Genomic DNA, 21,469 nt, shown 5'->3' on the forward strand with positions numbered 1-21,469 from the left:
CAAGGAGCCCGACAGCAACGGCACCGACCGACGGGACCGAGCCCAGCGGCATACGGCATCCTCGGCGCAGCCGCAGCGAAACGCGAGCACGACCACGGAGCCCGCCACCCTAGGATCGAGCCCATGAGCAAAGTCCTGTCTGCTGTCGCCTGGCCGTACACCAACGGCCCGCGGCACATCGGCCACGTGGCCGGGTTCGGTGTGCCCTCCGACGTCTTCAGTCGGTACATGCGGATGGCCGGACACGACGTGCTCATGGTCTCCGGGACGGACGAGCACGGCACGCCGATCCTCGTCCTCGCCGAGAAGGAGGGGATGACGCCGCAGGAGGTCACGGACAAGTACAACCGCGTCATCGCGACCGACCTGACCGAGCTCGGCCTCTCCTACGACCTCTTCACGCGGACGACCACGGCCAACCACTACGCCGTGTCCCAGGAGCTCTTCAGCGGCAACTGGCGCAACGGCTACATGATCGAGCAGACGACCAAGGGTGCCATCAGCCCGTCGACCGGGCGGACCCTGCCCGACCGCTACATCGAGGGCACCTGCCCGATCTGCGGCTACGGCGAGGCCCGCGGCGACCAGTGCGACAACTGCGGCAACCAGCTCGACGCCGAGGAGCTGATCAACCCGCGGAGCAAGATCAACGGCGAGACGCCCGAGTTCATCGAGACGCAGCACTTCTTCCTCGACCTCCCCGCGCTCGCAACGGCCCTGGCGGAATGGCTCGACGGGCGGGAGGGGTCGGGCACGTGGCGGCCCAACGTCATCAAGTTCGCCCGCAACCTCCTCGACGACGTGCGGCCGCGCGCGATGACCCGCGACATCGACTGGGGCATCCCCATCCCGCTCGAGGGGTGGCAGGACAACACGCACAAGCGGCTCTACGTCTGGTTCGACGCGGTCGTCGGCTACCTGTCGGCGTCGATCGAGTGGGCGCGTCGCGTCGGCGACCCCGAGCGGTGGCGCGAGTGGTGGAACGACCCGGAGGCCGTGTCGTACTACTTCCAGGGCAAGGACAACATCACCTTCCACGCGCAGATCTGGCCCGCCGAGCTGCTCGGCTACGCGGGGCTCGGAGAGAAGGGCGGATCCGCGGGGGCCTACGGGACGCTCAACCTGCCCACCGAGGTCGTCGCGTCCGAGTTCATGACGATGGAGGGCAAGCAGTTCTCCACCTCACGGGGCCACGTCATCTACGTCCGCGACGTGCTGGAGCGGTACGGCCCGGACCCGCTGCGCTACTTCATCTGCGCGGCCGGCCCGGAGAACCAGGACAGCGACTTCACCTGGGCAGAGTTCATCCAGCGCAACAACAGCGAGCTCGTCGCCGGCTGGGGCAACCTCGTCAACCGGACCGCGTCGATGATCGCGAAGAGCTTCGGCGAGATCCCTGCGGCGGGGCCGCTCGAGCCGGTCGACGAGGCGCTGCTCACCGCCGTGCGCGAGGCGTTCGACGTGGTCGGCGGCCTCATCGAGCGGCAGCGGTTCAAGCAGGGCATCGGCGAGGTCATGCGGGTCGTCGGAGAGGCGAACCGCTACGTGGCCGAGACGGAGCCGTTCAAGCTCAAGGGCGACGACGAGCGCGAGCGGCTGGGGACGGTCCTGCACGTGCTGGCCCAGGCCGTGGTCTCCATCAACACCCTGATGGCTCCCTTCCTGCCGCACGGCTCCAACCGGGTCCACCGGGTCATGGGCGGGGAGGGTGACTTCGTCCCGATGCCGGTCCTCGAGGAGGTCACCGACCTCGACGACGGACGCCCCTACCCCGTGATCACCGGCGAGTACTCCGCCACGCCGCGCTGGGAGCACGTCCCGGTCGTCGTCGGGACGCCGATCCCCAAGCCGACTCCCGTGTTCACCAAGTTCGACCCGTCCGTCGTCGAGGAGGAGATCGAGCGGATGCGCGGTGAGGACGCGGGCGAGGCGGGCGCCGCCCGATGAGCCCAGCCTCCTCGTCCCCACCCTCCTCGTCCGCGCAAGGGCTGCCAGCGGAGCTCCCTGACCCCCTCCCCATCGAGGTCGTCGACAACCACGTCCACCTCGACATCGGCCGAGACGGAGCGCAGCCCCTCGACGTCGACGAGGCGATCCGCCGAGCCCGCGCCGTCGGGGTGACCCGGCTCGTGCAGGTCGGCTGCGACCTCGACGCGATCGACTTCACCGTCCGCGCCGTCGAGCGACACCCCGAGGTGCTGGGCGCCGTCGCCCTGCACCCCAACGAAGTGCCCAAGCTCGCGTCCGCTGGGACGTTGTCAGCGGCATACGACATCGTGGAGCGCGCGGCGGCCCACGAGCGGGTGCGTGCGGTGGGCGAGACGGGCCTCGACTACTACCGCACCGGACCGGAGGGTGTGGCCGCGCAGCAAGAGGGCTTCCGCTGGCACATCGACCTGGCCAAGCGGCTCGGCAAGGCCCTGCAGATCCACGACCGGGACGCGCATGCGGACGTCCTGCGGATCCTGGCCGAGGAAGGCGCCCCCGACCGGACGGTGCTCCACTGCTTCTCCGGTGACCTGCAGATGGCTCGCGAGTGCGTCGAGCGAGGCTACTTCCTCTCCTTCGCCGGGACCGTGACGTTCAAGAACGCCCGGGGGCTGCGCGACGCACTGACCGCCACACCGCTGTCCCAGGTTCTCGTCGAGACCGACGCGCCTTATCTCACCCCGTCGCCCCACCGCGGTGCGACCAACGCGTCCTTCCTTGTGCCCCATACGATTCGGGCCATGGCCGGGACGCTCAACGTCGACGTGCCGACCCTGTGTGCGGCCGTCTCCGACAACTCCGAGCGCGTCTACGGCCCCTGGTCCTGACGCGCGCCGGGAGCGACGTGGTCGTCGGCGCGAGGAGTGTCCTGAGGGACGCCGAGCGGCTGCCCGCACTCCTTCGTCGAGAGCCGACGCTGTCCACGTACTGTTATCGAAATTTGACCTAAAGGGTCTTGCTCGTTCAGGCTGGGTAGCTGTTGGCCGGATGTCGCCCCGCATCGGACGCTCACTGAGGCCCCTCCAGAACGAACCGGAGGGAACCCTCCGAGGTCCGAGAGCGCGTGTCACCCGGGGATTACGACGTTCGGAGAATTTTGATTTCGCGCAATTTCAAGGTCATCGCCGGTGCCGGCGCCGCCTTGCTGCTCACCGCCGGTGGCGTCGGAGCAGCCCAACTCGACAAGGCGGTGAACCTGTCCGTGGACGGCACGTCCACCGCAGCCCACGTCTTCGGCGGCACGGTCGGTGACCTGCTCGAGAGCGAAGGGATCACGGTGAGGGACGGCGACGTCGTCTACCCGGCCGTCGACGCCCCCCTCTCGGACGGCGACACCGTCACGGTGCGGTACGCCCGAATGCTGAACCTCACCGTGGACGGCACGAAGAAGCAGATCCGCACGACGGAGACGACGGTCGACGCCGCTCTCCTCGCGCTCGGGCTGCACACCGACGGGGCCCGCATCTCGGTCTCGCGGTCCCAGCCCATCGGCCGCCAGGGGCTCGACCTCACCGTCGTGACGCCCAAGGCCGTGACCATCGTCGCCGATGGCAGGACGACCAGGAAGACCGTCGCCGCTGCCACGGTCGAGGAGGCCCTGACGCAGCTGCGGGTCGGCTTCGACTCGGACGACAGGATCTCCCCCTCACGGTCGACCGCGCTCAAGTCCGGCATGAAGGTCGTCGTCAAGGACGTCCGGACCACGACGTCGAGCCGCAGCGAGGTCGTCGGCTACACGACGATCCGCAAGGAGACCGCCGACCTCTACGAGGGGGCCACCAAGGTGACCACGCAGGGCGTCGACGGCGTCCGCCGGGTCACGGTGCGCACCACCATCGTCGACGGCAAGGTCGCCAAGCGCGAGCGCGTCTCGTCCAAGATCACCACGGCCCCCGTGGCCCAGGTCGTCCTCGTCGGCACCAAGGCCCGTCCTGTCACGAGCACGACCAGCACCTCGACCGGCGGCTCCGGCAGCACGTCGGGCACGGGCATCAACCTCGCCCGAGCCGACATGTGGGACCGCGTCGCTCAGTGTGAGTCCGGGGGCAACTGGTCCATCAACACCGGCAACGGCTACTACGGCGGTCTCCAGTTCTCCTTCAGCACCTGGCTCGCCTACGGTGGCGACGACTTCGCCCAGCGGGCTGACCTCGCTTCTCGAGCGGAGCAGATCACCGTCGCCAACCGGGTCTACGCCGACAACGGCCTGTCCCAGTGGGGCTGCAAGGCCTGACGCCTCGCACCCTGCACGGCTGCTCGAAGGGCCCTCGACCGGATGTCCGGTCGAGGGCCCTTCGCGTGCGGGCGTCAACTTTCGGGCCGGGGTCCGATGGGTGGGGGGCGAATCGTGGGTGGGCCGCCGACTTTCGGGCCCGGGTCCGATTGTGGAGGAAGGTCGAGCGCACGGGGGTACCCCTAGGGTGTGCTCATGACGAAGGAGGCCCCGGGCGGAGGGCGCAGAGCCGACCCAGCCGACCGGGTCGCGGCGGCGCCCCAGGCGGCGCTGCTGGGCCCCACACAGATCCGCGAGCTCGCGGAGCGCCTCGACGTCCGACCGACCAAGCAGTGGGGCCAGAACTTCGTCGTCGACGCCAACACGGTTCGCAAGATCGTCCGCGTCGCGGGAGTGGGACCCGAGGACGTCGTCGTCGAGGTGGGCCCCGGCCTCGGGTCGCTCACCCTCGCCCTGCTGCCTGTCGTCCGGCAGGTCACCGCGATCGAGGTCGACCCGCGGCTGGCTGGAGCCCTCGAGGGCACGGTCCGCTCGCTCCAACCCGAGAACGCGGCCAAGCTGCGCCTCGTCGCGGCCGATGCCCTCACCGTGACCAGGCTTCCCGGCCCCAAGCCCACCGCCCTCGTCGCGAACCTGCCCTACAACATCTCCGTGCCGGTGGTGCTCTCCTTCCTCGAGCAGTTCGCGTCGATCCGGCGGGTCCTCGTCATGGTGCAGCTCGAGGTGGCCGAGCGACTCGCTGCCAAGCCGGGCGGGAAGATCTACGGCGTGCCGAGCCTCAAGGCCGCCTGGTACGCCGACGTGGAGCTGGCCGGCCGCGTCGGCCGCAACGTCTTCTGGCCCGCCCCGAACGTGGACTCCGGACTGGTGTCCCTCGTCCGGCGCGACCCGCCGGACACGACGGCGACCCGCCAGGAGGTCTTCCGGTGCATCGACGCAGCCTTCCTCCAGCGGCGTAAATCGCTCCGCGGGGCGCTCGCGTCGTGGGCCGGCTCGCCGGCCCGGGCCGAGGCCGCGCTCCTGGCGGCGGGGGTCGATCCCAAGGCCCGTGGCGAGCAGCTCGACATCGTGGCCTTCGCGCGCATCGCCGAGCACAAGGACGCCCACGACGACCGACCCGAACCTCCGCGTCAGGCCCGACCGCACGACGCGGGCACCATAGGGTGACGCCATGACCGTCGCCCCGACACCGCCCCAGTCGGTGACCGTGCGTGCCCCGGCCAAGGTGAACCTCGAGCTCCGGGTCGGTGCGCTCCGGCCCGATGGCTACCACGACCTCGCCACGGTGTTCCAGGCCGTGTCGCTCTACGACGAGGTGTCTGTCGCTCGCTGGGACGAGTGGAAGGTCGTCCCGGGCGGCACCTACGCCGACCGCATCCCGGTCGACAACGGCAACCTCGCCGTGCGGGCGGCGAAGCTCGTCGCCGAGCAGTGGGACATCGATGACGTCCTCTCGATCCGGATCGACAAGGACATCCCGGTGGCCGGGGGGATGGCGGGCGGGTCCGCCGATGCGGCGGCGGCCCTCGTCGCCTGCGACCAGCTGTGGGGGCTCGGCCTCGACCGGGAGGAGCTGGCCGACCTGGCCGCCGAGCTGGGCAGCGACGTGCCGTTCCCGCTCGCGGGTGGCAACGCCATGGGCTCGGGTCGCGGCGAGCAGCTCGCTCCCGTCCTGGCCCGCGGCACCTTCCACTGGGTCTTCGCGATCAGTGACACCGGGCTGTCGACCCCTGAGGTCTTCCGCGAGCTCGACCGGCTGCGGTCGGTGGGCGGTGCCGACCCCGCCGATCCGGCCCGCACCGCTGAGGTGAGCTCCCAGCTGATGGCGGCCCTGCGGAGTGGCGACGCCCGTGACCTGGGCCAGGCCCTGCACAACGACCTGGAGGAGGCCGCGTTCTCCCTCCGTCCCGAGCTGCGGGTCCTCCGCGACGCGGGGGTCGAGTTCGGGGCGCTCGGTGGCGTGGTCAGCGGCTCGGGCCCCACGGTCGCCTTCCTCACGGAGAGCCACGAGGCCTCGCTCGACCTCTCGGTGTCGCTCGCGGCCTCTGACCTGTGCCGCGACATCCGCCGGGCCAAGGGCCCGGTGCACGGTGCCCACGTCGTCACCGGGGCACGCCCGGACTAGCACCCACCCCATGCCGTATGCCGCTGGGCTCGCTCGCGCACCGCGGTGACCGTCCCGGGGGTGCGGGATTGGGTGGCGGGGCGGGCAGGCCGTAGGGTCGGAAGGCCATGCCACCTGCCGCCGCCAACCTCATCAACCTCGAGCGAGTCTCGCTCGTGTTCGGGACGCGCCACATCCTCGACGACGTGTCGATCGGTGTCCTCGCCGGTGACCGCATCGGGGTCGTCGGCCGCAACGGTGGGGGCAAGTCGACGCTGCTGAGGGTCATCGCCGGCAGCCAGGAGGTGGACGACGGCCGCGTCTCCCGGCAGGGTGGCTCCGCGGGCATCCGGGTCGGGATGCTCTCGCAGGACGACACGCTCGACCCGGGCCACACCGTCCGCGAGGCGGTGTTGCGCGACCGCCCGGAGCACGTGTGGGCCGGCGACCCGCGGGTCCGTGACGTCCTGACCGGACTCCTGGGTGGGATCGACGCCCCGGACCTCGGCGGGCTCGATGCGATCGTCGGCCCGATGTCCGGCGGCGAGCGTCGCCGGCTCGCCCTGGCCCAGCTGCTCGTCGACGACCCGGAGCTGCTCCTCCTCGACGAGCCGACCAACCACCTCGACGTCGAGGGGGTGGCGTGGCTGGCGCACCACCTGGCCACGAAGCGGCCCCGGCCCGGCAACGCGACCGTCGCCATCACCCACGACCGCTGGTTCCTCGACGCCTACGCGACCTTGACCTGGGAGGTCGACGACGGTGGCGTCAGCGCGTTCGAGGGCGGCTACGCGGCCTACGTCCTCGCCAAGGCCGAGCGCGACCGCCTCGCCGGCGTCGTCGCGGACCGCCGCTCCAACCTCATGCGCAAGGAGCTCGCCTGGCTGCGTCGCGGCCCCCCGGCGCGCACGAGCAAGCCGAAGTTCCGGATCGACGCCGCCAACGCGCTCATCGCCGACGAGCCCCCGCCGCGCAACGCGGTCGAGCTGACCTCCTTCGCGACGAAGCGGCTCGGCAAGGACGTGCTCGACCTCGAGGACGCCGTCGTCGTCCTGGGCCAGCCCCCGCACGAGCGGACGATCCTCGACCGCGTCACCTGGCGCCTCCCGCCCGGCGAGCGGGTCGGGCTCGTTGGCGTCAACGGGGCCGGCAAGTCCACGCTGCTGCGCGCCCTGACCGGGGAGCAGCCGCTGACCGCCGGTCGCCGCAAGATCGGCAAGACGGTCGAGATCGCCCACCTGACGCAGGAGGTCCGCGAGCTCGACCGCTTCACCGAGTGGCGCGTCATCCAGGCCATCGAGGACGTCCGGCAGTTCACCACCCTCGGCGGCAAGGAGATCAGCGCCTCCCAGCTCGCCACCCGCCTCGGCTTCCCCGGCGGCCGGCAGCAGGCCCGCGTCGGTGACCTCTCGGGAGGCGAGCGCCGCCGACTCCAGCTGACCCGCCTCCTCCTCGGTGAGCCGAACGTCCTCATCCTCGACGAGCCGACCAACGACCTCGACATCGAGACCCTGACCAGCCTCGAGGACGTCCTCGACGGATGGGCCGGCACGCTCATCATCGTCAGCCATGACCGCTACCTCCTCGAGCGGGCCTGCGACCACCAGCTCGCCCTGCTCGGTGACGGGAAGCTCCGCGGCCTGCCGGGAGGTGTCGACGAGTACCTCCGCCTCCGGGCCGCCACCCCACGCCACCCCAGCCGTATGCCGCTGAGCCGGCCCAGCGGCATACGTGACCCCGCGGCCGGGGCCGGGTCCGCAGCCTCCCACGCAGCCGGCCCGAGCGCGGCGGAGGCCCGCGAGGCCCGCAAGACGATGTCCCGGATCGAGAGGCAGCTCTCGCGGCTGGGTGACCGGGAGGCGCGCCTCCACGGCGAGATGGTCACCGCGGCGACCGATCCCACCGCCCTCGCCGACCTCAACGCGAAGCTCCAGGACGTCGTCGCCGAGAAGGAGGAGCTCGAGCTCGAGTGGCTGGAGGCCGCTGAGCTCGTCGAGTGAGGACCCGCCGTCCTGACGCGACGGGGACGTGAGCCGTGCCACTCCGGCCGACAAACAGCCCAAACTCCGCACGGTCGACGGTGGCCGCACCTACGGTGGTCGAAGAAGTTCGGGGGACCTCGTAGGGGAGGCGGGCCGATGCTCACTCGACGGACGTTCCTGAAGTACACCGGGGCGACGACGCTCACGCTCTTCGCGACGACCGCCGCGGGTCAACGCGTCGCGCTCGCGAGCCTGCCGGGTGGCAGCCTCGACCCGAGCGCCGTGCCGAAGTTCGCCTCGCCGCTGCTCATCCCGCCGGTGATGCCGCGAGCGGGCACCGTCCCGTGGCGGGGAGCGGGGCGCGCCGACTACTACGAGATCGCCATGCGGCAGTTCGAGCAGGCCATGCTGCCGACGCCACTGCCCCTGACGACCGTGTGGGGCTACGGTCCGGCGGGTCCCGGAACCGCACTGCACCACGCGCCGTCGCTGACCATCGAGGCCACCGTCGGGGTCCCGGTGCGGGTCCGGTGGGTCAACGACCTCGTCGACGCCGACGGCCGAGCGCTGCCGCACCTCCTCCCGGTCGACCCGAGCCTGCACTGGGCGAACCCCGAGCGGCTGCCGGACCGGCACGGCCATCGGTCGACCGACCAGAAGCCGGACCTCACCGGCCGCGTCTTCGTGCCGCCCGACGAGTACACCGACCCGGCGACGCAGTACACGACGTACCGGGGCCCGGTGCCGATCGTCACCCATCTGCACGGCGCGGAGGGGGTCGGCGACGAGAGCGACGGCTACACGGAGGCGTGGTACCTGCCCGCCGCGACCGACCTCGATCCCGAGCTCGCCACCTCCGGGCGGTGGTACGCCTACCTGGCCGGGCTGGCCCAGGAGCGCTTCGGCGTCGCGCCCGAGGCCGGGGCCCAGACGAGCCAGTACCCCAACCACAACCGCGCGTCGACCCTGTGGTTCCACGACCATGCCCTGGGCCTGACCCGCCTCAACGTCTACGCGGGACCCGCCGGCTTCTACCTCCTCCGCGACGTCTCCGGTGGCGACGGGCCGATCCGCGACGCCCGCACGGGCGGGGCGGCCTCGCTCCCGGGCCCAGCGCCGCGGCGCACCGACCCTCCCCCGGGGAAGGCGTACTACGAGATCCCGATCGCCATCCAGGACCGGTCGTTCAACGCGGACGGGTCGCTCTTCTACCCCGACTCCCGGACCTTCTTCGACGGCGTGACCGGCCCGTGGGTGCCCGAGTCGGACCTCTCACCGGTCTGGAACCCTGAGTTCTTCGGCAACACCCTCATCGTCAACGGACGGGTCTGGCCGCACCTCGACGTCGAGCAGCGTCGGTACCGGTTCCGGGTGCTGAACGGGTGCCAGTCCCGGTTCCTCCTGCTCGACTTCACCGCCATCCCCGGCGTCGACGTGTGGCAGATCGGCAACGACGGCGGCCTGCTCCCGGACGCCGCCCACGTGACGGCCGACCTCGAGGGCAAGGTGCTCCTCGCCCCGGCCGAGCGGGCCGACCTCGTCGTCGACTTCACCGACGTCCCGCGTGGCGAATGGGTGCTGCACAACGTCGGGCCGGACGAGCCCTTCCGCGGCGGCGACTTCGAGCCCGCCGATGCGGCCACGACCGGTCAGGTCCTCCAGTTCCGCGTGGGCCGAGCGGTGACCCCGGACCGCTCCACCCCGCCGGAGCACCTCGTCCTGCCGGCGGTCCCTGCCCTGCCGGACGAGGGGCGGGTGCGCCGCGTCGCGCTCATCGAGGCCATGTCGATGGCAGCCGAGGACGCACCGGCGCGGGCCCTGCTCGGCGTCGTCGTCGGGGACCCGGCCGCGCCGGAGGGCGGGCACGTCTTCCCGAGCGAGTGGCACGAGGAGGTGACCGAGCACCCCGACCAGGGTGCGGCCGAGGTGTGGGAGATCTACAACACGACGGGTGACGCCCATCCCATCCACGTCCACGAGGTCGCGTTCGAGGTGGTGGACCGCCAGTCCGTCCACGTCGAGGAGCCCCCGGACGACGGGCCCGAGGAGGACGAGCACGAGCACGGCGCGGGGCCGACGGCAGTCGTCCGGATCTCGCCCGACAGTTCCGCGCGGGGCCCGGAGCACGGCGAGTCGGGACGCAAGGACACCGTGATCGCCTATCCGGAGGAGGTGACCCGGATCCGCCTGCAGTTCGACACTGCCGGGCGCTATGTCTGGCACTGCCACATCCTCGAGCACGAGGACCACGAGATGATGCGGCCCCTGCAGGTCGGCCCGGCGGACCCCGCCCAACCCCGCTGACCACCACCACTGCCCATCGAAAGCCCCCGATCGAAAGCCCCCGATCGAAAGCCCCCGATCGAAAGCCCCCGATCGAAAGCCCCCGATCGAAAGCCCCCGATCGAAAGAGCAGTTCGTCCCGGGAAGGACGAACTGCTCTTTCGATGGGAACGGGACGAACTGCTCTTTCGATGGGGTCAGCGGTTGTCGACCGCGGTCACCTCGACCGCGACGTCGGCGCCCGTCCAGAGGTGCGTCAGCACGTAGACCGACCCCGGCGGGATGACCGCAGACTCGTCCGCCGCGGAGGTCGCGACCGACCCGGTGAGCCCGCACGAGCTGTCCAGGAAGTAGAGGTCGAGGTCGTGGCCGAGGCTCGAGTCGGCCGCGCTCGTACCCCGCACGGACACGGAGTGCAGGCCGTCGGAGAACCCGGCCGGCAGCTTCGTCACCCAGCCGTCGACGCCCTGGGACGACGGCGGGAAGGTGCAGGCGGTGTTCATCTCGGTCCCGGTGACGCCGAAGACGTTCTGCAGCCCGGTGACGTCCCCGGCGGCGGGGTTGGGCGCCGAGATGGTGCCCTCGTCGGTGTGGGCCGGGTCGGGGGTCACCGTCCCGTTCTCCACGACGGCTCCCGAGCCGAACGCCTCGATCTCCGCGACCTGGGCGTACGTCGTCGTGTCGCCCTGCACCGAGTCGATGAAGAACCGCAGGTACGCGGCCTTCGTCGGCGTGGCGAGGGCGAAGGTCGTGTAGTTGAGGTCAGCGGCCGTCGGGCGCGGGGCCTGGTAGCCGAACGCCCCGGTCCGGACGGTCTTCCACGTGACGCCGTCGAGGGACGTCTGGACGGTGAAGTCCTTCACCGCCGAGAACCGGGACGCGTTCGTCGCCTTGAAGGCGCTGACCCGCACGGAGGAGACCGTGGCCGGGGCTGCGAGCTTGACCGTGACCCGCTCGTCGGGCCCGGCGTTGTAGGCGCCCTCGGCGTCCTTGCGGGTGGACCAGACCGAGGCGGCCGTGTCGTCGAAGGCGAACTTCGCAGGCTGGCCGGCGTCCTCGTTCGACACCGACACGATGGACGCGCCGGCCGCCGTGGACGCGAGGTTGGGTGCGAGCCTGACCACCCGGGACCGGTTCTTGCCCGCCGCCACCGAGAAGTCCTCGATCGTCTGCGTGCCGAAGCCCGGCGCCTGCACCGTCAGGGGGTACGTCCCCGCGACGGCCCGCACCGTCGCACCACCGGTCGAGCCGGTCCGCACGAGCGGGCTGACCCGGGCCTCGAAGACGCCGAGGATGACCTTGGCCCCGCTGATCGGCTCGCCGGTCGTCGCGTTGACGAAGGTGAGGGCCGCGGTGCCGTTCCGGGCTGCGGTGGGGTGGTCGAACCCGGGCTGCGGGTCGGCGTCGTCACCGGTGGCCGAGACGGCCGAGGCGCCCGCCCCGCGTCGCGCGAACACCGACCAGATGAGGTCCGCGTCGTCCCCGTGGTAGCGGTCGAGGTCGGCCGTGAGAATGGCGTCGCGCTGGTCGAGGAAGGACGGGTTCGGGGCGCTGATCGGCATGGCGTCGGTGACGAGGCGGGCCGCCCGCTCCGCACCCTCGGCCTTGCCGTGCTCGGTCACCAGGGCCCGGTGCAGGTCCCAGAGGATCGCGGTCCAGATCTCGCCGTCCGCATGCACCTCCGGCCCGGTCACGTCGTAGCCGATGTCGCCGAAGGTGTTCGGGTTGTCGTTGTAGTCGTAGTTGCGGATGCCGCGCGTCTCGTTGCCGGTCGCGTAGGCGCCGACCACGGCCCGCGAGGTCTCGAGCCCTTCGGTGTAGGCGTGGTTGAGGGCGTACCAGTCGCCCCAGCCCTCGCCCATCGAGCCGGACTGGTGCGAGCCGAGCGCCCCGCCGCCGGCGACGTACCGGTTGGACAGGCCGTGGCTGTACTCGTGCTCGATCACCGACATGTCGAACGAGCCGTCGCGGTGCGGTCCCTCGAAGGCGTCCTCGATGGGCTCCCAGAGGAACATGCCGCTCCACGGCGGGATGCCGTCGTCGAGGGTCAGCATGTAGGCGTTGTCCCGCCCGGTGTAGGTCGGCGCGCCACCGGAGGCCGCGCCGGCCTGCACCAGCCCACGGATCGCGTCGCCGCCCAGCCCGCCCCGGCCGCCGTTGTCGGCCTGGAAGTTGCCGCCGCTCTCGGTGAAGCCGAGCCGGTAGAGGCGGTCGTGGATCCGGTTGTGGTGGAAGAAGAGGTTCGTCGCCGCCGGGTTGAGGTCGTCGGCGTACGACGGCGGCACGGTCTGGCCCTTCGTCGCCGCCCACCGGTTCGCGTAGTCGTCGTCGAAGTGCCCGTCGACGGCGACCGGCCTCGGCGCGTTGTCGACCGGACCGATGAAGTTGGACCAGTTGGCGTAGGCGTCGGCGTTGTTGCCGAGAGTCGTGACGCCGGTCCCGGTGGCGCCGGTGAGGTCGACCCAGCCCTTCGGCGACTCCGCCGTCGCGCCGAACGGCGCCTGCCGCGGCTCGCCACCGGCGGGCGCGCCCGGGTAGTTGTCGTAGACGGTCCCGTGCGGGTCCTCGAACTGGACGACTCCGGCCCGGTGCAGGACCGCCCCGGTCGTCCCGTCGACGATGACCTCCCACGCCCGCGTCTGCTCCTTGATGAAGAAGACCTTGTAGGCCGCCACCGGCCCGTTCCTCGTCGGGAAGACGACCTTGCGCGCGTAGCCCGGCCCGGCGAACGGCCCCCGCTCGAAGGTGGTGAAGCCGGCCTGTGTCCCGGTTGCCTTGGGGGCGAAGGTGACCCCCGGAGCGAGCTGCGCGGCGACCGTGAGCAGGGCCCCCGCCTCACCCAGCACCCATCCTGACCTCAGCGTCTCCCCGGGGGCGAGCTCAGCGGCATACGACAGGATTCGGCCGTCCTTGGTGACGGCGACGATGGCGCGCCCACCGCGCGCCGCCGGCGCCCCGGCGACCGTCTGGACGAACGTCACGACGTGCGTGCCGGTCCCCGGGAGCGTGTGGTCCCTCGCGACGGACAGCGCGCTCACCTGTCGGGAGCTCAGGCCGTATGCCGCTGGGCTCGCTGCCAGCCAGGCGCGGGCGATGTCGACGGCTGAGCCCGAGGCAGGACCGGTGAGGTAGCCGTCGGCGCGGAGGGTCCGCAGCGTGCCGAAGCGGGGGTCCCACGTGGCGCGGGCGCCGGGACCCGACGCGGCGAGCAGGTCGGAGACCGCCGTCCGGGTCGCCTGGCTCGGGACGATGGCCTTGGTCACGGCCCGGGTGTCGAGCGTGGCGAGCAGGTCGTCGACGACGTCGGACAGGGTGTTGGACGTCAGTGGCAGGGCGCTCGTCGAGGGCGCGGCGACGGCGAGGGGTACGCCCGCCGCGGCAGTCAGGGCGCACAGTCCCACCGCGAGGACGTGCTTGGGGGTGATGCCCACAGGTTGCTCCTTTGCAGCTCCAGCTGGAGCGGGCCGGATCGGCCCGTCGGAGGTGCAACGAGACAGGTGGGGCGCAGGCTACGGAACCGGGTCAGGACTCCTGGGACTCGAGCGGCGCGAGCATACGGCGCAGCAGCCCGGCCAGCGCGGCCTGGTCCGCCGGTGACAGCTCGGACAGGAGCGACTTCTCCTGCTCGATGAGGTCGGCCATGGCCGCGTCGACGACGTCCCGGCCCGCGGGGGTGAGGTGCACGAGGACCCCACGGCGGTCATGGGGGTCGGGTCGGCGCGCGACGAGGCCGCTGCGCTCGAGGCGGTCGACGCGGTTGGTCATCGTGCCCGACGTGACGAGGGTCTGCTGGACGAGCTGCCCGGGGGAGAGCTCGTAGGGCTTGCCGGCCCGACGGAGGGCGGACAGGACGTCGAAGGCCCACCCGTCGAGCGCGTGCACGGAGAAGGCCGACCCGCGAGCGAGGTCGAGGCGACGGGCCAGGCGGGACACCCGCGAGAGGACTTCGAGCGGCGTCACATCGAGGTCTGGACGTTCACGGCGCCAGGCAGAGACGATGACGTCGACGTCATCGACGGGCTGACGGTCGGGGCTCATGCCTCCACTCTAGGAGCACCGTCAAGAGTCTTGACATCAAGCAAAACTGGGGAGCGCACATGACAGAGCGGAGCGAGGCGGCTGAGCGTGGGCAGCGTGGGCGGGAGACGCTCTGGGACCCGGGCCAGTACGGCCGGTTCGCGGACGAGCGGGCCCGCCCGTTCCACGAGCTGGTGGCCCGGATCCGGACGGCGGCGCCCCAGCGGGTGGTCGACATCGGGTGCGGGCCCGGCGACCTCACCCTCGGGCTGGCCCGGCGCTGGCCGGACGCCCGTGTGGTCGGCGTGGACAGCTCGCCGGAGATGCTCGCGGAGGCGCGCACCCGTGATCGCGACGGCCGGGTCCAGTGGGTGGAGTCACGGGCCGAGGCCTGGGACCCCGTCGTCACGGGCGACCCCGCCTTCGACGTCGTCATCACCAATGCGACGCTCCAGTGGATTCCGACGCACCTGCGCCTCATTCCCGCCTGGTTCGAGGCGCTCGCCCCGGGTGGGACCTTCGCCATGCAGGTCCCGGCGAACTTCGACGCGCCGTCACACCGGCTCATGCGTGAGGTCGCCGCGCGTCACCCCCGCGTGGACGAGCTCGAGGAGCGTCTCGACCGGGCCCGGTCCGTCGCCCTGCTCGAGACCTATGCCACCCTCCTGCTCGACCTCGGGGCCGAGGTGGACGCGTGGCAGACGACGTACCTGCAGGTCCTACCCGCCGAGGAGGGCTCGCCGCACCCGGTCCTCGAATGGGTCCGCGGCACCGGCCTCCGTCCCGTCCTCAGCACGCTGAGCGAGGCGGAAGACCGGGACGCCTTCATCGCCGACTACGGGGGCGAGCTCGAGGCGGCCTACCCGCGGCGCGGTTTCGGGGTCCTCTTCCCGTTCAGCCGCCTCTTCGCGGTGGCCCAGAAGCCCGGGTGACGGTGTGGCGTTGGTCACGGTGGGATCTGGGGCAGAAACTCGGTCATGAAACCGCGACTCCCTCGTCTACCAGGTGGCGACGGTTTTCCGGACTCCCGTTCGTCAGGGGAGGGAGTGCCCCTGACGGGAACCCGGCCGCCGTCAGGCTCGCCCTTCTGAGGAGTTTCGTGGAGGGGACTCCTCGGAGGGGCGGGCCGCATACTCACCCTCCCCGCGTTCTGAATCCTGCCGGCTCGACGATGCCCGGGTGGCACACTGGTCTGACAAGGGGGACGTCGGAAGGTTTGGTGCGTGGCGGCTGACATGTCGATGTGGTCGAGCGAGGCCTGGTCCTCGGCGGCCGACATGTACCTGCTCGCGCGCAGCCGCGAAGGCTCCGCAGAGGCCTTCGGCGAGCTCTGGCGGCGCCACCTGCCGGCCGCCTACGCCGTCGCCAACCGGCACCGCGGGAGGACCGCGGCCGAGGACATCGTCGCGGAGGCGTCAGCGCGCGTCTTCGCCCTGATCCAGGACGGCAAGGGGCCCGACGAGCACTTCCGGGCCTACTTCCTGTCCGCGGTCCGGTCCGTCGCCGTCGACCACGGGCGGCGCGAGCTCAAGGTCGTGCCCGCCGAGGACGAGACCCTCGAGGGCCTCGGCACACCTGTCGTCGACCCGCTCGGCGGCCTCGACCAGGAGTTCGACGCGGACCTCATCCGCACCGCCTTCCGAGCACTCTCCGAGCGGGACCAGCGGGTCCTGTGGCACACCACGGTCGAGGGCGAGGCCCCCCGCACGCTGGCGCCGGCCCTCGGGATGTCGGCCAACGCGGTGAGCGCGCGAGCGATGCGGGCTCGCGAGGCGCTGCGCGCCCACTACCTCGACGCGTGTGCCGAGCGAAGCCTGCCGGGCGCCGACAGCGACGAGTGTCGCTGGGCCATCGCGCACCTCGGAGCTCACGTCCGCGACCGTCTCCCGAAGCGGCAGAAGGCCCGCGTCGAGGAGCACCTGCGCACCTGCGGGCACGCCACGGCCGTCGCCGCCGACCTCCGGGCCATCCACGCCGAGTTCCCCGGCCTCATCGTTCCCTTCGTCTTCCTGGCCGGTGTCAGCACCGCGGGCTTCGTCAACGCCACGGCTTTCGCCGGCGCCACGGCCGGTGCCGGCTTGGCGACCGGGACCGGCAGCACCGTGGGCGCAGCGAGTGCCACAGGGAGCGCCACTGCGAGCACGCCGCCGCCGACGCCCGGCATCGGCGACTCCCTCGGGCAGCTCGCCGGCCGGGCGAGCGCCCTCGTCGCCGGCGTCGCGATCGGGGTGGGCCTCGCCACCGCGGCCCCGACCCCCGTGGAGCCCGTGGTGGCGGTTCCGGCCCCGGCCGTGTCGGCCCCGTCGACGGCGCCATCAGCCGTGCCGACTCGTCCCGCACCGCCGAAGCCGTCCGTCGCTGCCGAGCCGGCCCCGGCGCCGACGCGGGCCACGGTGACCACCACCCCTCGCCCCGCGCCGGCCAGGACGACCCCGCCCGCGCCCCGACCAGCTGCCGTTCCGGCCCCGGGCACGCGCGCTCCGCGGACCCCGACCAGCGAGCCAGCCCCGCCCCCGGCACCACGGGTCTCGGCGGCCGAGGCCTCCGTCCACGTCGTCCAGCAACGGGAGACGACGCGGTTCCTGTTACGGGTCCGGGGAGTCGAGGGCCCGATCACGATCGTCGTCACCACGCCCGCGGGCGGAGAGCTCACCGTCAAGAACAGCCCGTGGGCCTGCTCGTCGGCGGCTCCGTCGTCGGTCCGCTGCACCGGACAGGACGGTCAGGCGATGCTCGTCCAGTCGGGTCTCGAGGGGCCTTCCCCCATCCGGGTGGTCATCACCGACTCGACCGGCGCGACGCGCACCCAGACGCTCTCCCTGGGCTGAGCGCGGCTGAACGGCGCGAGCCTGCCCAGGGGATGCGGCCCGAGGGCTCCGTCAGCGGCGGGTCGTCGCGAGCGTGGGGGAGCGGTCGAGACCGGCCAGGCCGTTCCACGCGAGGTTGACCAGGTGCGCGGCCACCTCCTCCTTCTTGAACTTGCGGCGGTCGAGCCACCACTGACCCGTCAGGGCCACCATCCCGACGAGCATCTGCGCGTGGATCGGCGCGGACTTCGGGTCCAGACCACGCTGCTTGAACTCCACGGCGAGCAGGTGCTCGACGCGAGTCGCGACGTCACCGAGGACGCTCGCGAACGAGCCGGTCGACTGCCCGGGGGGCGAGTCGCGCACGAGGATGCGGAAACCCTCGGAGTCGCTGTCGATGTAGTCCAGCAGCGCCAGCGTGGCCCGCTCCAGCAGGTGCCGTGCCCCCGCCCCACCCTCGAGCGCAGCCGTGATCCCGCCGAGCAGGCGCTGGATCTCGCGGTCGACGACGACCGCGTAGAGGCCCTCCTTGCCGCCGAAGTGCTCGTAGACGACCGGCTTGGACACCTTGGCCCGCGAGGCGATCTCCTCGACGGTCGCCGCCTCGAAGCCCTTGTCCGCGAACACCCGACGACCGACCGCGACGAGCTGCTCCCGCCGCTCGGGTCCGGTCATCCGGTTGCGCGCCGGTGTGGAGCGAGGGGCGGGGGAACGGTCGTCGGCGGTCACGGGTCCCATTCTGCCTGCGTCGGCGCGAGCGAGTCGGTGGCGTCCGTGGGCCTGCACTAACCTTGGGGCGTCCCGCACTCGGTGACGATCCCCGGTTGGTCTGTCGGCAGGGCCCGCCTGACTTTGAATCAGGACAAGCGACGCAGGTTCGACTCCTGCCCGGGGAGCAAGCGCGCCACCCTTGACCTGCACAAACGCACTTCCGGTCATTTCGACACATCCCCGCCCCTGTCGCGCTTGCTAACGGATTTGCTAACAGCGGGTGCTGGGTATGACCACGACTGCGGCGCCTGCGTCGGTGAGTGCGGCTGCGCGTTGGTAGTTCTTGGCTATGCCGATTGTCGGTAGGCCTGCAGCAGTCGCGGCTTGAACGTCAGTGACGCTGTCGCCGACGAGCACCAATGAGTCGGGAGGGCGGTTGACGGCGCGTCCGGCGTCGATGATCAGCCGGGGGCTGGGTTTGAGATCGTGGACGTTCTGGAGGGTGCGCCAGGCGTACCCGTCGACGTAGTGGGCCCATCCATGGGCCGCGAAGAACTCGAGCACGGCGTCGGCCGAGTTGTTGCTCACGACAGCGACAGTTTGTCAACGGTCTGCAGCACCTTCGAGCAGGTCGCGTGCGTGGGGCTGGGTGCACAGGTTGCTGCGGCTGCGACTTCGGCGCGGGTGCATGCTGCTTCGACGGCCGCTAGGCGCTCTGGGTGTTCGGTGAGCGCGTAGCGGAGCACTTCGAGGTGGTCGGTGGTGCTGAGGATGGTGTCCGGGAGGTCGATCCCGTCGAGCGCTGCCCGGGCTTGTCTGCTGCCTGCGCGTTGGCGGGTGGGGGCATGAGCGCGGCTAGTGGTCCGCCGAAGTCGAGGAGCAGGCCGCGTGCTTGCGTCAGCAGCTCGTGCGCGGTGGTCATGTCGAGAGTTGGGCGATGGCGTTCCAGATGCTGTCGAACCACGTTTGGGTCTGGGCGACGAACTGGGAACCGGTAGAGTCCGGTTCGCCGTCGTCGGTGAACTGGAAGTGGACCGCGTCCTTGCCCATGGGTCGTAGATCGCCTGGCGCTTGGTTCCGATGCGGACCTCGTGCTTGACGACGGGGTAGTAGCCGAAGAAGGTGTCGACTCTGTTGATGATGTACGCCTTGAACAAGGGCGCCGAGCCGTGCGTGCGGGCCTCGACGGTGGCGCTCGCTGGGGACCGTGCAGCGATGCTTCACGACGGCGGACCAAACCGCCCGTATTTGCATACGTCGCGGCAGTAGCGGTCGTTGCGTGGCCGAATCCTCAGTGACTGTGACGGTTCTCCGTGGTGGAACGTGCACCGCAGATCGGCGAGATTGGATGAATCGTCAACATGGGCGCTCGTGTCGAGCAATCATGAGGCAGAACGGGCGCGAACTCGGCGGGCTTGCCCCCGGGGCCGGTAATCCCTCCGACCCCGGCGCCCCGGCCAATCGACAGGAGGAGCCTCATGAACCGCAGGATCGGAATCATTCGGGTCGGCGTTGCGGCCGCCATCTCGCTCCCAGCGGCACTGTCGATGTTGGGCCCGAGCATCGCCGAAGGCGCCGAAACCGGAACCGTGATTGTCACAGAGAATCCAGCCCGGCCGGTACCCGCCGATCTTCGCGGCGATTACGACGTCGCTGCACGACTCGTCGCCGAAAACCAAGACGACTTCTCGGGGGTCTGGATCGACGAGGCGGGGCACCGGGTCCAGATTGGTGTCACATCGCCTCGCGGACACGCCATGCTCAACGCGCACGCCAACTCCACCGAACCACCCCAACCCACACGAGTCGTTGTGCCGAAGGAAAAGGAACTGCCACCCTCCGCCGAGAGCGCGAGGGCTGCCGCTGCTGTAGCTCGGGTCGAGGCCCCTCGTAGCGCCGCCACGCTCGAGCAGCTGCAACACGACGCGATAGACATGGGGGCGCAGTTTACGGAGGAAGACGTCTGGCTCTCCCAGGCCGACCCGGAGCACGATCGAGTGGTGATCAGCGTTGTGACCGCGAGTGACGAGCTGATTGCCGAAATGGCCAGTCGCTACGGCCGGAGCGTCGCGGTCCATGTCGATGCAGACCGACCCGTAAGCTTGCCTCAATTCGGTCGGCAATCCGACGGCAGCCCGTTCTGGGGCGGGGCCTGGATCATCGGTTGCACCGACGCCTTCACTGAGACTTACAACGGCGGCTACTACATGCTCACCGCCGGCCACTGCCGACCGACTGGTGGCACGGTGTCGACTCCCGAAACGTCGATGGGAACCGTCACGCAGTCAAGTCGCGAGAACTGGAACAGCGGGACTGGCACGGTTCTCATGTCCGGCGGCGGCAGTACCTACCGTGGCGATATTGCCCAGATCGCCATGTACAGCTCTAAGTCCGGTCAAGGCTACATATACCGGGGCAGTTCCTCCTCGACGTCTGGGAAACCCGTGCGGGGCATGGCCTCACAGGTGGTTAACGGAGATCCCTACTGCACCGGCGGCTCGGTTTCGGGAGAGATCTGCGGATGGACCGTGCGCTACCCGAGAACTGACCACCGCTACTCCAACGGTGAGCTCGCACGCAACGTCGCGGTCAGCTACAGCAAGCAAGGCTGGTGTACCCGCCCCGGCGACTCAGGGGGCCCGATCTATATCGTCAACTCCGACGGGTCCGTCCGTGCACGTGGCATCCACTCCGGTGGTGGCGGTGGGGGCAGTGACTACTACGGCGGCTCACTCGACCAATGCTTCGAGGTCTTCACCGACATCTGGGACCCCTACTACGCGTTCCCCGGAACGCTCCTGACGTCATGACGCGCATCGTCGCCGCCGCAGTGGCCGCGACCTTGGCCATAGCACTTGCCGCATGCACGAGCCCAGCCCGAGCGTCAATACGCGCCTATCACGTGACCAACTCGCCAACGACGATCGAGCTTGACGTCGTTTTGCAACCCGACCTCGCAGTCGGAACAGTGCACGTTCTGGAAGAGACCGACAAGTTGGTCAAGATCGAAGTACTCGCAGACGGCGCCCGAACCGACGACACCACATCGCTCGGGCGTCAGCAGACTGTCAAAGTGGTACTCCATGCACCCTTGGGCGCCCGTGCCGTACTCGACCCAGACGGCGCAGTGGTCCCACGCCTGTAGTGAGGCTCATGACCAACATCCCGGGACGGAAACGCCACCGCCCGAGCCAATCGAGAGCGACGACGGTTTACAACTGGGTTCTCTCCCGCGGCGAATCGATACCTCGGCTTGAGAGCCATGGTGCCGCCGGTCGGGTCGCACCGTTCGGCCGCTCATCGGCAAAGGTCGCGCGGATGCGCCCCGTGCGCGGCAGCGCCC

The 21,469-nt window shown here is 70.8% G+C and carries 16 protein-coding genes and 1 tRNA gene; 12 read left to right on the forward strand and 5 right to left on the reverse strand.

The features are described 5' to 3' along the window. The first annotated feature begins 123 nt into the window (after positions 1–123). The 7 genes from metG to INTCA_RS04590 all read left to right on the forward strand — a co-directional run bounded on the left by metG (position 124) and on the right by INTCA_RS04590 (position 10,612). A complete protein-coding gene (gene metG, locus INTCA_RS04560) occupies positions 124–1,947 on the forward strand; it encodes a methionine--tRNA ligase (RefSeq protein ID WP_013491752.1) in 1,824 nt (607 codons plus the stop codon). Then, positions 1,944–2,816 carry a TatD family hydrolase gene (locus INTCA_RS04565; protein WP_013491753.1) on the forward strand — a complete coding sequence of 291 codons (873 nt, stop codon included), beginning with the start codon at positions 1,944–1,946 and terminating at the stop codon, positions 2,814–2,816. Before metG ends, INTCA_RS04565 begins: the two co-directional genes overlap by 4 nt. 269 nt (positions 2,817–3,085) lie before the next feature. Further along, positions 3,086–4,222, forward strand: a complete 1,137-nt coding sequence (locus tag INTCA_RS20440; protein WP_041307265.1) for a resuscitation-promoting factor — start codon at positions 3,086–3,088, stop codon at positions 4,220–4,222. A 195-nt stretch (positions 4,223–4,417) separates the two neighbouring features. Further along, a complete protein-coding gene (gene rsmA, locus INTCA_RS04575) occupies positions 4,418–5,389 on the forward strand; it encodes a 16S rRNA (adenine(1518)-N(6)/adenine(1519)-N(6))-dimethyltransferase RsmA (protein ID WP_013491755.1) in 972 nt (323 codons plus the stop codon). Positions 5,390–5,393: 4 nt separating this feature from the next. Beyond that, positions 5,394–6,347 (forward strand): 4-(cytidine 5'-diphospho)-2-C-methyl-D-erythritol kinase, encoded by a 954-nt coding sequence (locus INTCA_RS04580; protein WP_013491756.1) that lies wholly within the window; start codon positions 5,394–5,396, stop codon positions 6,345–6,347. A gap of 107 nt (positions 6,348–6,454) precedes the next feature. Further along, positions 6,455–8,326 (forward strand): ABC-F family ATP-binding cassette domain-containing protein, encoded by a 1,872-nt coding sequence (locus INTCA_RS04585; RefSeq protein ID WP_013491757.1) that lies wholly within the window; start codon positions 6,455–6,457, stop codon positions 8,324–8,326. 138 nt (positions 8,327–8,464) lie between these two features. Then, entirely contained in the window at positions 8,465–10,612 is a 2,148-nt protein-coding gene (locus INTCA_RS04590; protein ID WP_013491758.1) for a multicopper oxidase family protein, read from the forward strand. 176 nt (positions 10,613–10,788) lie between these two features. Here INTCA_RS04590 and INTCA_RS04595 read toward each other — a convergent pair whose 3' ends face one another. Together INTCA_RS04595 and INTCA_RS04600 are read right to left on the reverse strand one after the other, a co-directional pair. Further along, positions 10,789–14,022: a M36 family metallopeptidase gene (locus INTCA_RS04595; RefSeq protein WP_013491759.1), complete on the reverse strand. Its 3,234-nt coding sequence runs from the start codon at positions 14,020–14,022 to the stop codon at positions 10,789–10,791. A gap of 91 nt (positions 14,023–14,113) precedes the next feature. Further along, positions 14,114–14,629 carry a MarR family winged helix-turn-helix transcriptional regulator gene (locus tag INTCA_RS04600; RefSeq protein WP_013491760.1) on the reverse strand — a complete coding sequence of 172 codons (516 nt, stop codon included), beginning with the start codon at positions 14,627–14,629 and terminating at the stop codon, positions 14,114–14,116. 59 nt (positions 14,630–14,688) lie between these two features. Here INTCA_RS04600 and INTCA_RS04605 point away from each other — a divergent pair, with 59 nt between their 5' ends. Further along, positions 14,689–15,540 (forward strand): methyltransferase domain-containing protein, encoded by an 852-nt coding sequence (locus INTCA_RS04605; RefSeq protein ID WP_013491761.1) that lies wholly within the window; start codon positions 14,689–14,691, stop codon positions 15,538–15,540. A gap of 291 nt (positions 15,541–15,831) precedes the next feature. Then, a complete protein-coding gene (locus INTCA_RS04610) occupies positions 15,832–17,436 on the forward strand; it encodes a sigma-70 family RNA polymerase sigma factor (protein ID WP_041307267.1) in 1,605 nt (534 codons plus the stop codon). Positions 17,437–17,487: 51 nt separating this feature from the next. Here the strand turns inward: INTCA_RS04610 and INTCA_RS04615 are convergent, their stop codons facing one another. Further along, entirely contained in the window at positions 17,488–18,090 is a 603-nt protein-coding gene (locus tag INTCA_RS04615; protein ID WP_013491763.1) for a TetR/AcrR family transcriptional regulator, read from the reverse strand. A 142-nt stretch (positions 18,091–18,232) separates the two neighbouring features. Here INTCA_RS04615 and INTCA_RS04620 point away from each other — a divergent pair. Next, positions 18,233–18,311, forward strand: a tRNA-Gln gene (locus INTCA_RS04620). A gap of 85 nt (positions 18,312–18,396) precedes the next feature. Here INTCA_RS04620 and INTCA_RS04625 read toward each other — a convergent pair. Both INTCA_RS04625 and INTCA_RS20445 read right to left on the reverse strand, forming a co-directional pair. Then, positions 18,397–18,714, reverse strand: a complete 318-nt coding sequence (locus INTCA_RS04625; protein ID WP_052337973.1) for an HAD family hydrolase — start codon at positions 18,712–18,714, stop codon at positions 18,397–18,399. 330 nt (positions 18,715–19,044) lie between these two features. Beyond that, positions 19,045–19,176, reverse strand: coding sequence for a hypothetical protein (locus INTCA_RS20445; RefSeq protein ID WP_267896166.1), 132 nt, complete (start codon positions 19,174–19,176; stop codon positions 19,045–19,047). Positions 19,177–19,604: 428 nt separating this feature from the next. On the opposite strand from INTCA_RS20445, the gene INTCA_RS04630 reads away from it, so the two are divergent. Both INTCA_RS04630 and INTCA_RS19425 read left to right on the forward strand, forming a co-directional pair. After that, complete coding sequence (locus INTCA_RS04630) at positions 19,605–20,936, forward strand: chymotrypsin family serine protease (RefSeq protein WP_013491764.1); 1,332 nt, start codon at positions 19,605–19,607, stop codon at positions 20,934–20,936. Then, complete coding sequence (locus tag INTCA_RS19425; protein ID WP_148236469.1) at positions 20,933–21,271, forward strand: hypothetical protein; 339 nt, start codon at positions 20,933–20,935, stop codon at positions 21,269–21,271. Before INTCA_RS04630 ends, INTCA_RS19425 begins: the two co-directional genes overlap by 4 nt. Positions 21,272–21,469: the final 198 nt, after the last annotated feature.

Source organism: Intrasporangium calvum DSM 43043 (genome assembly GCF_000184685.1).
GTDB lineage: Bacteria > Actinomycetota > Actinomycetes > Actinomycetales > Dermatophilaceae > Intrasporangium > Intrasporangium calvum.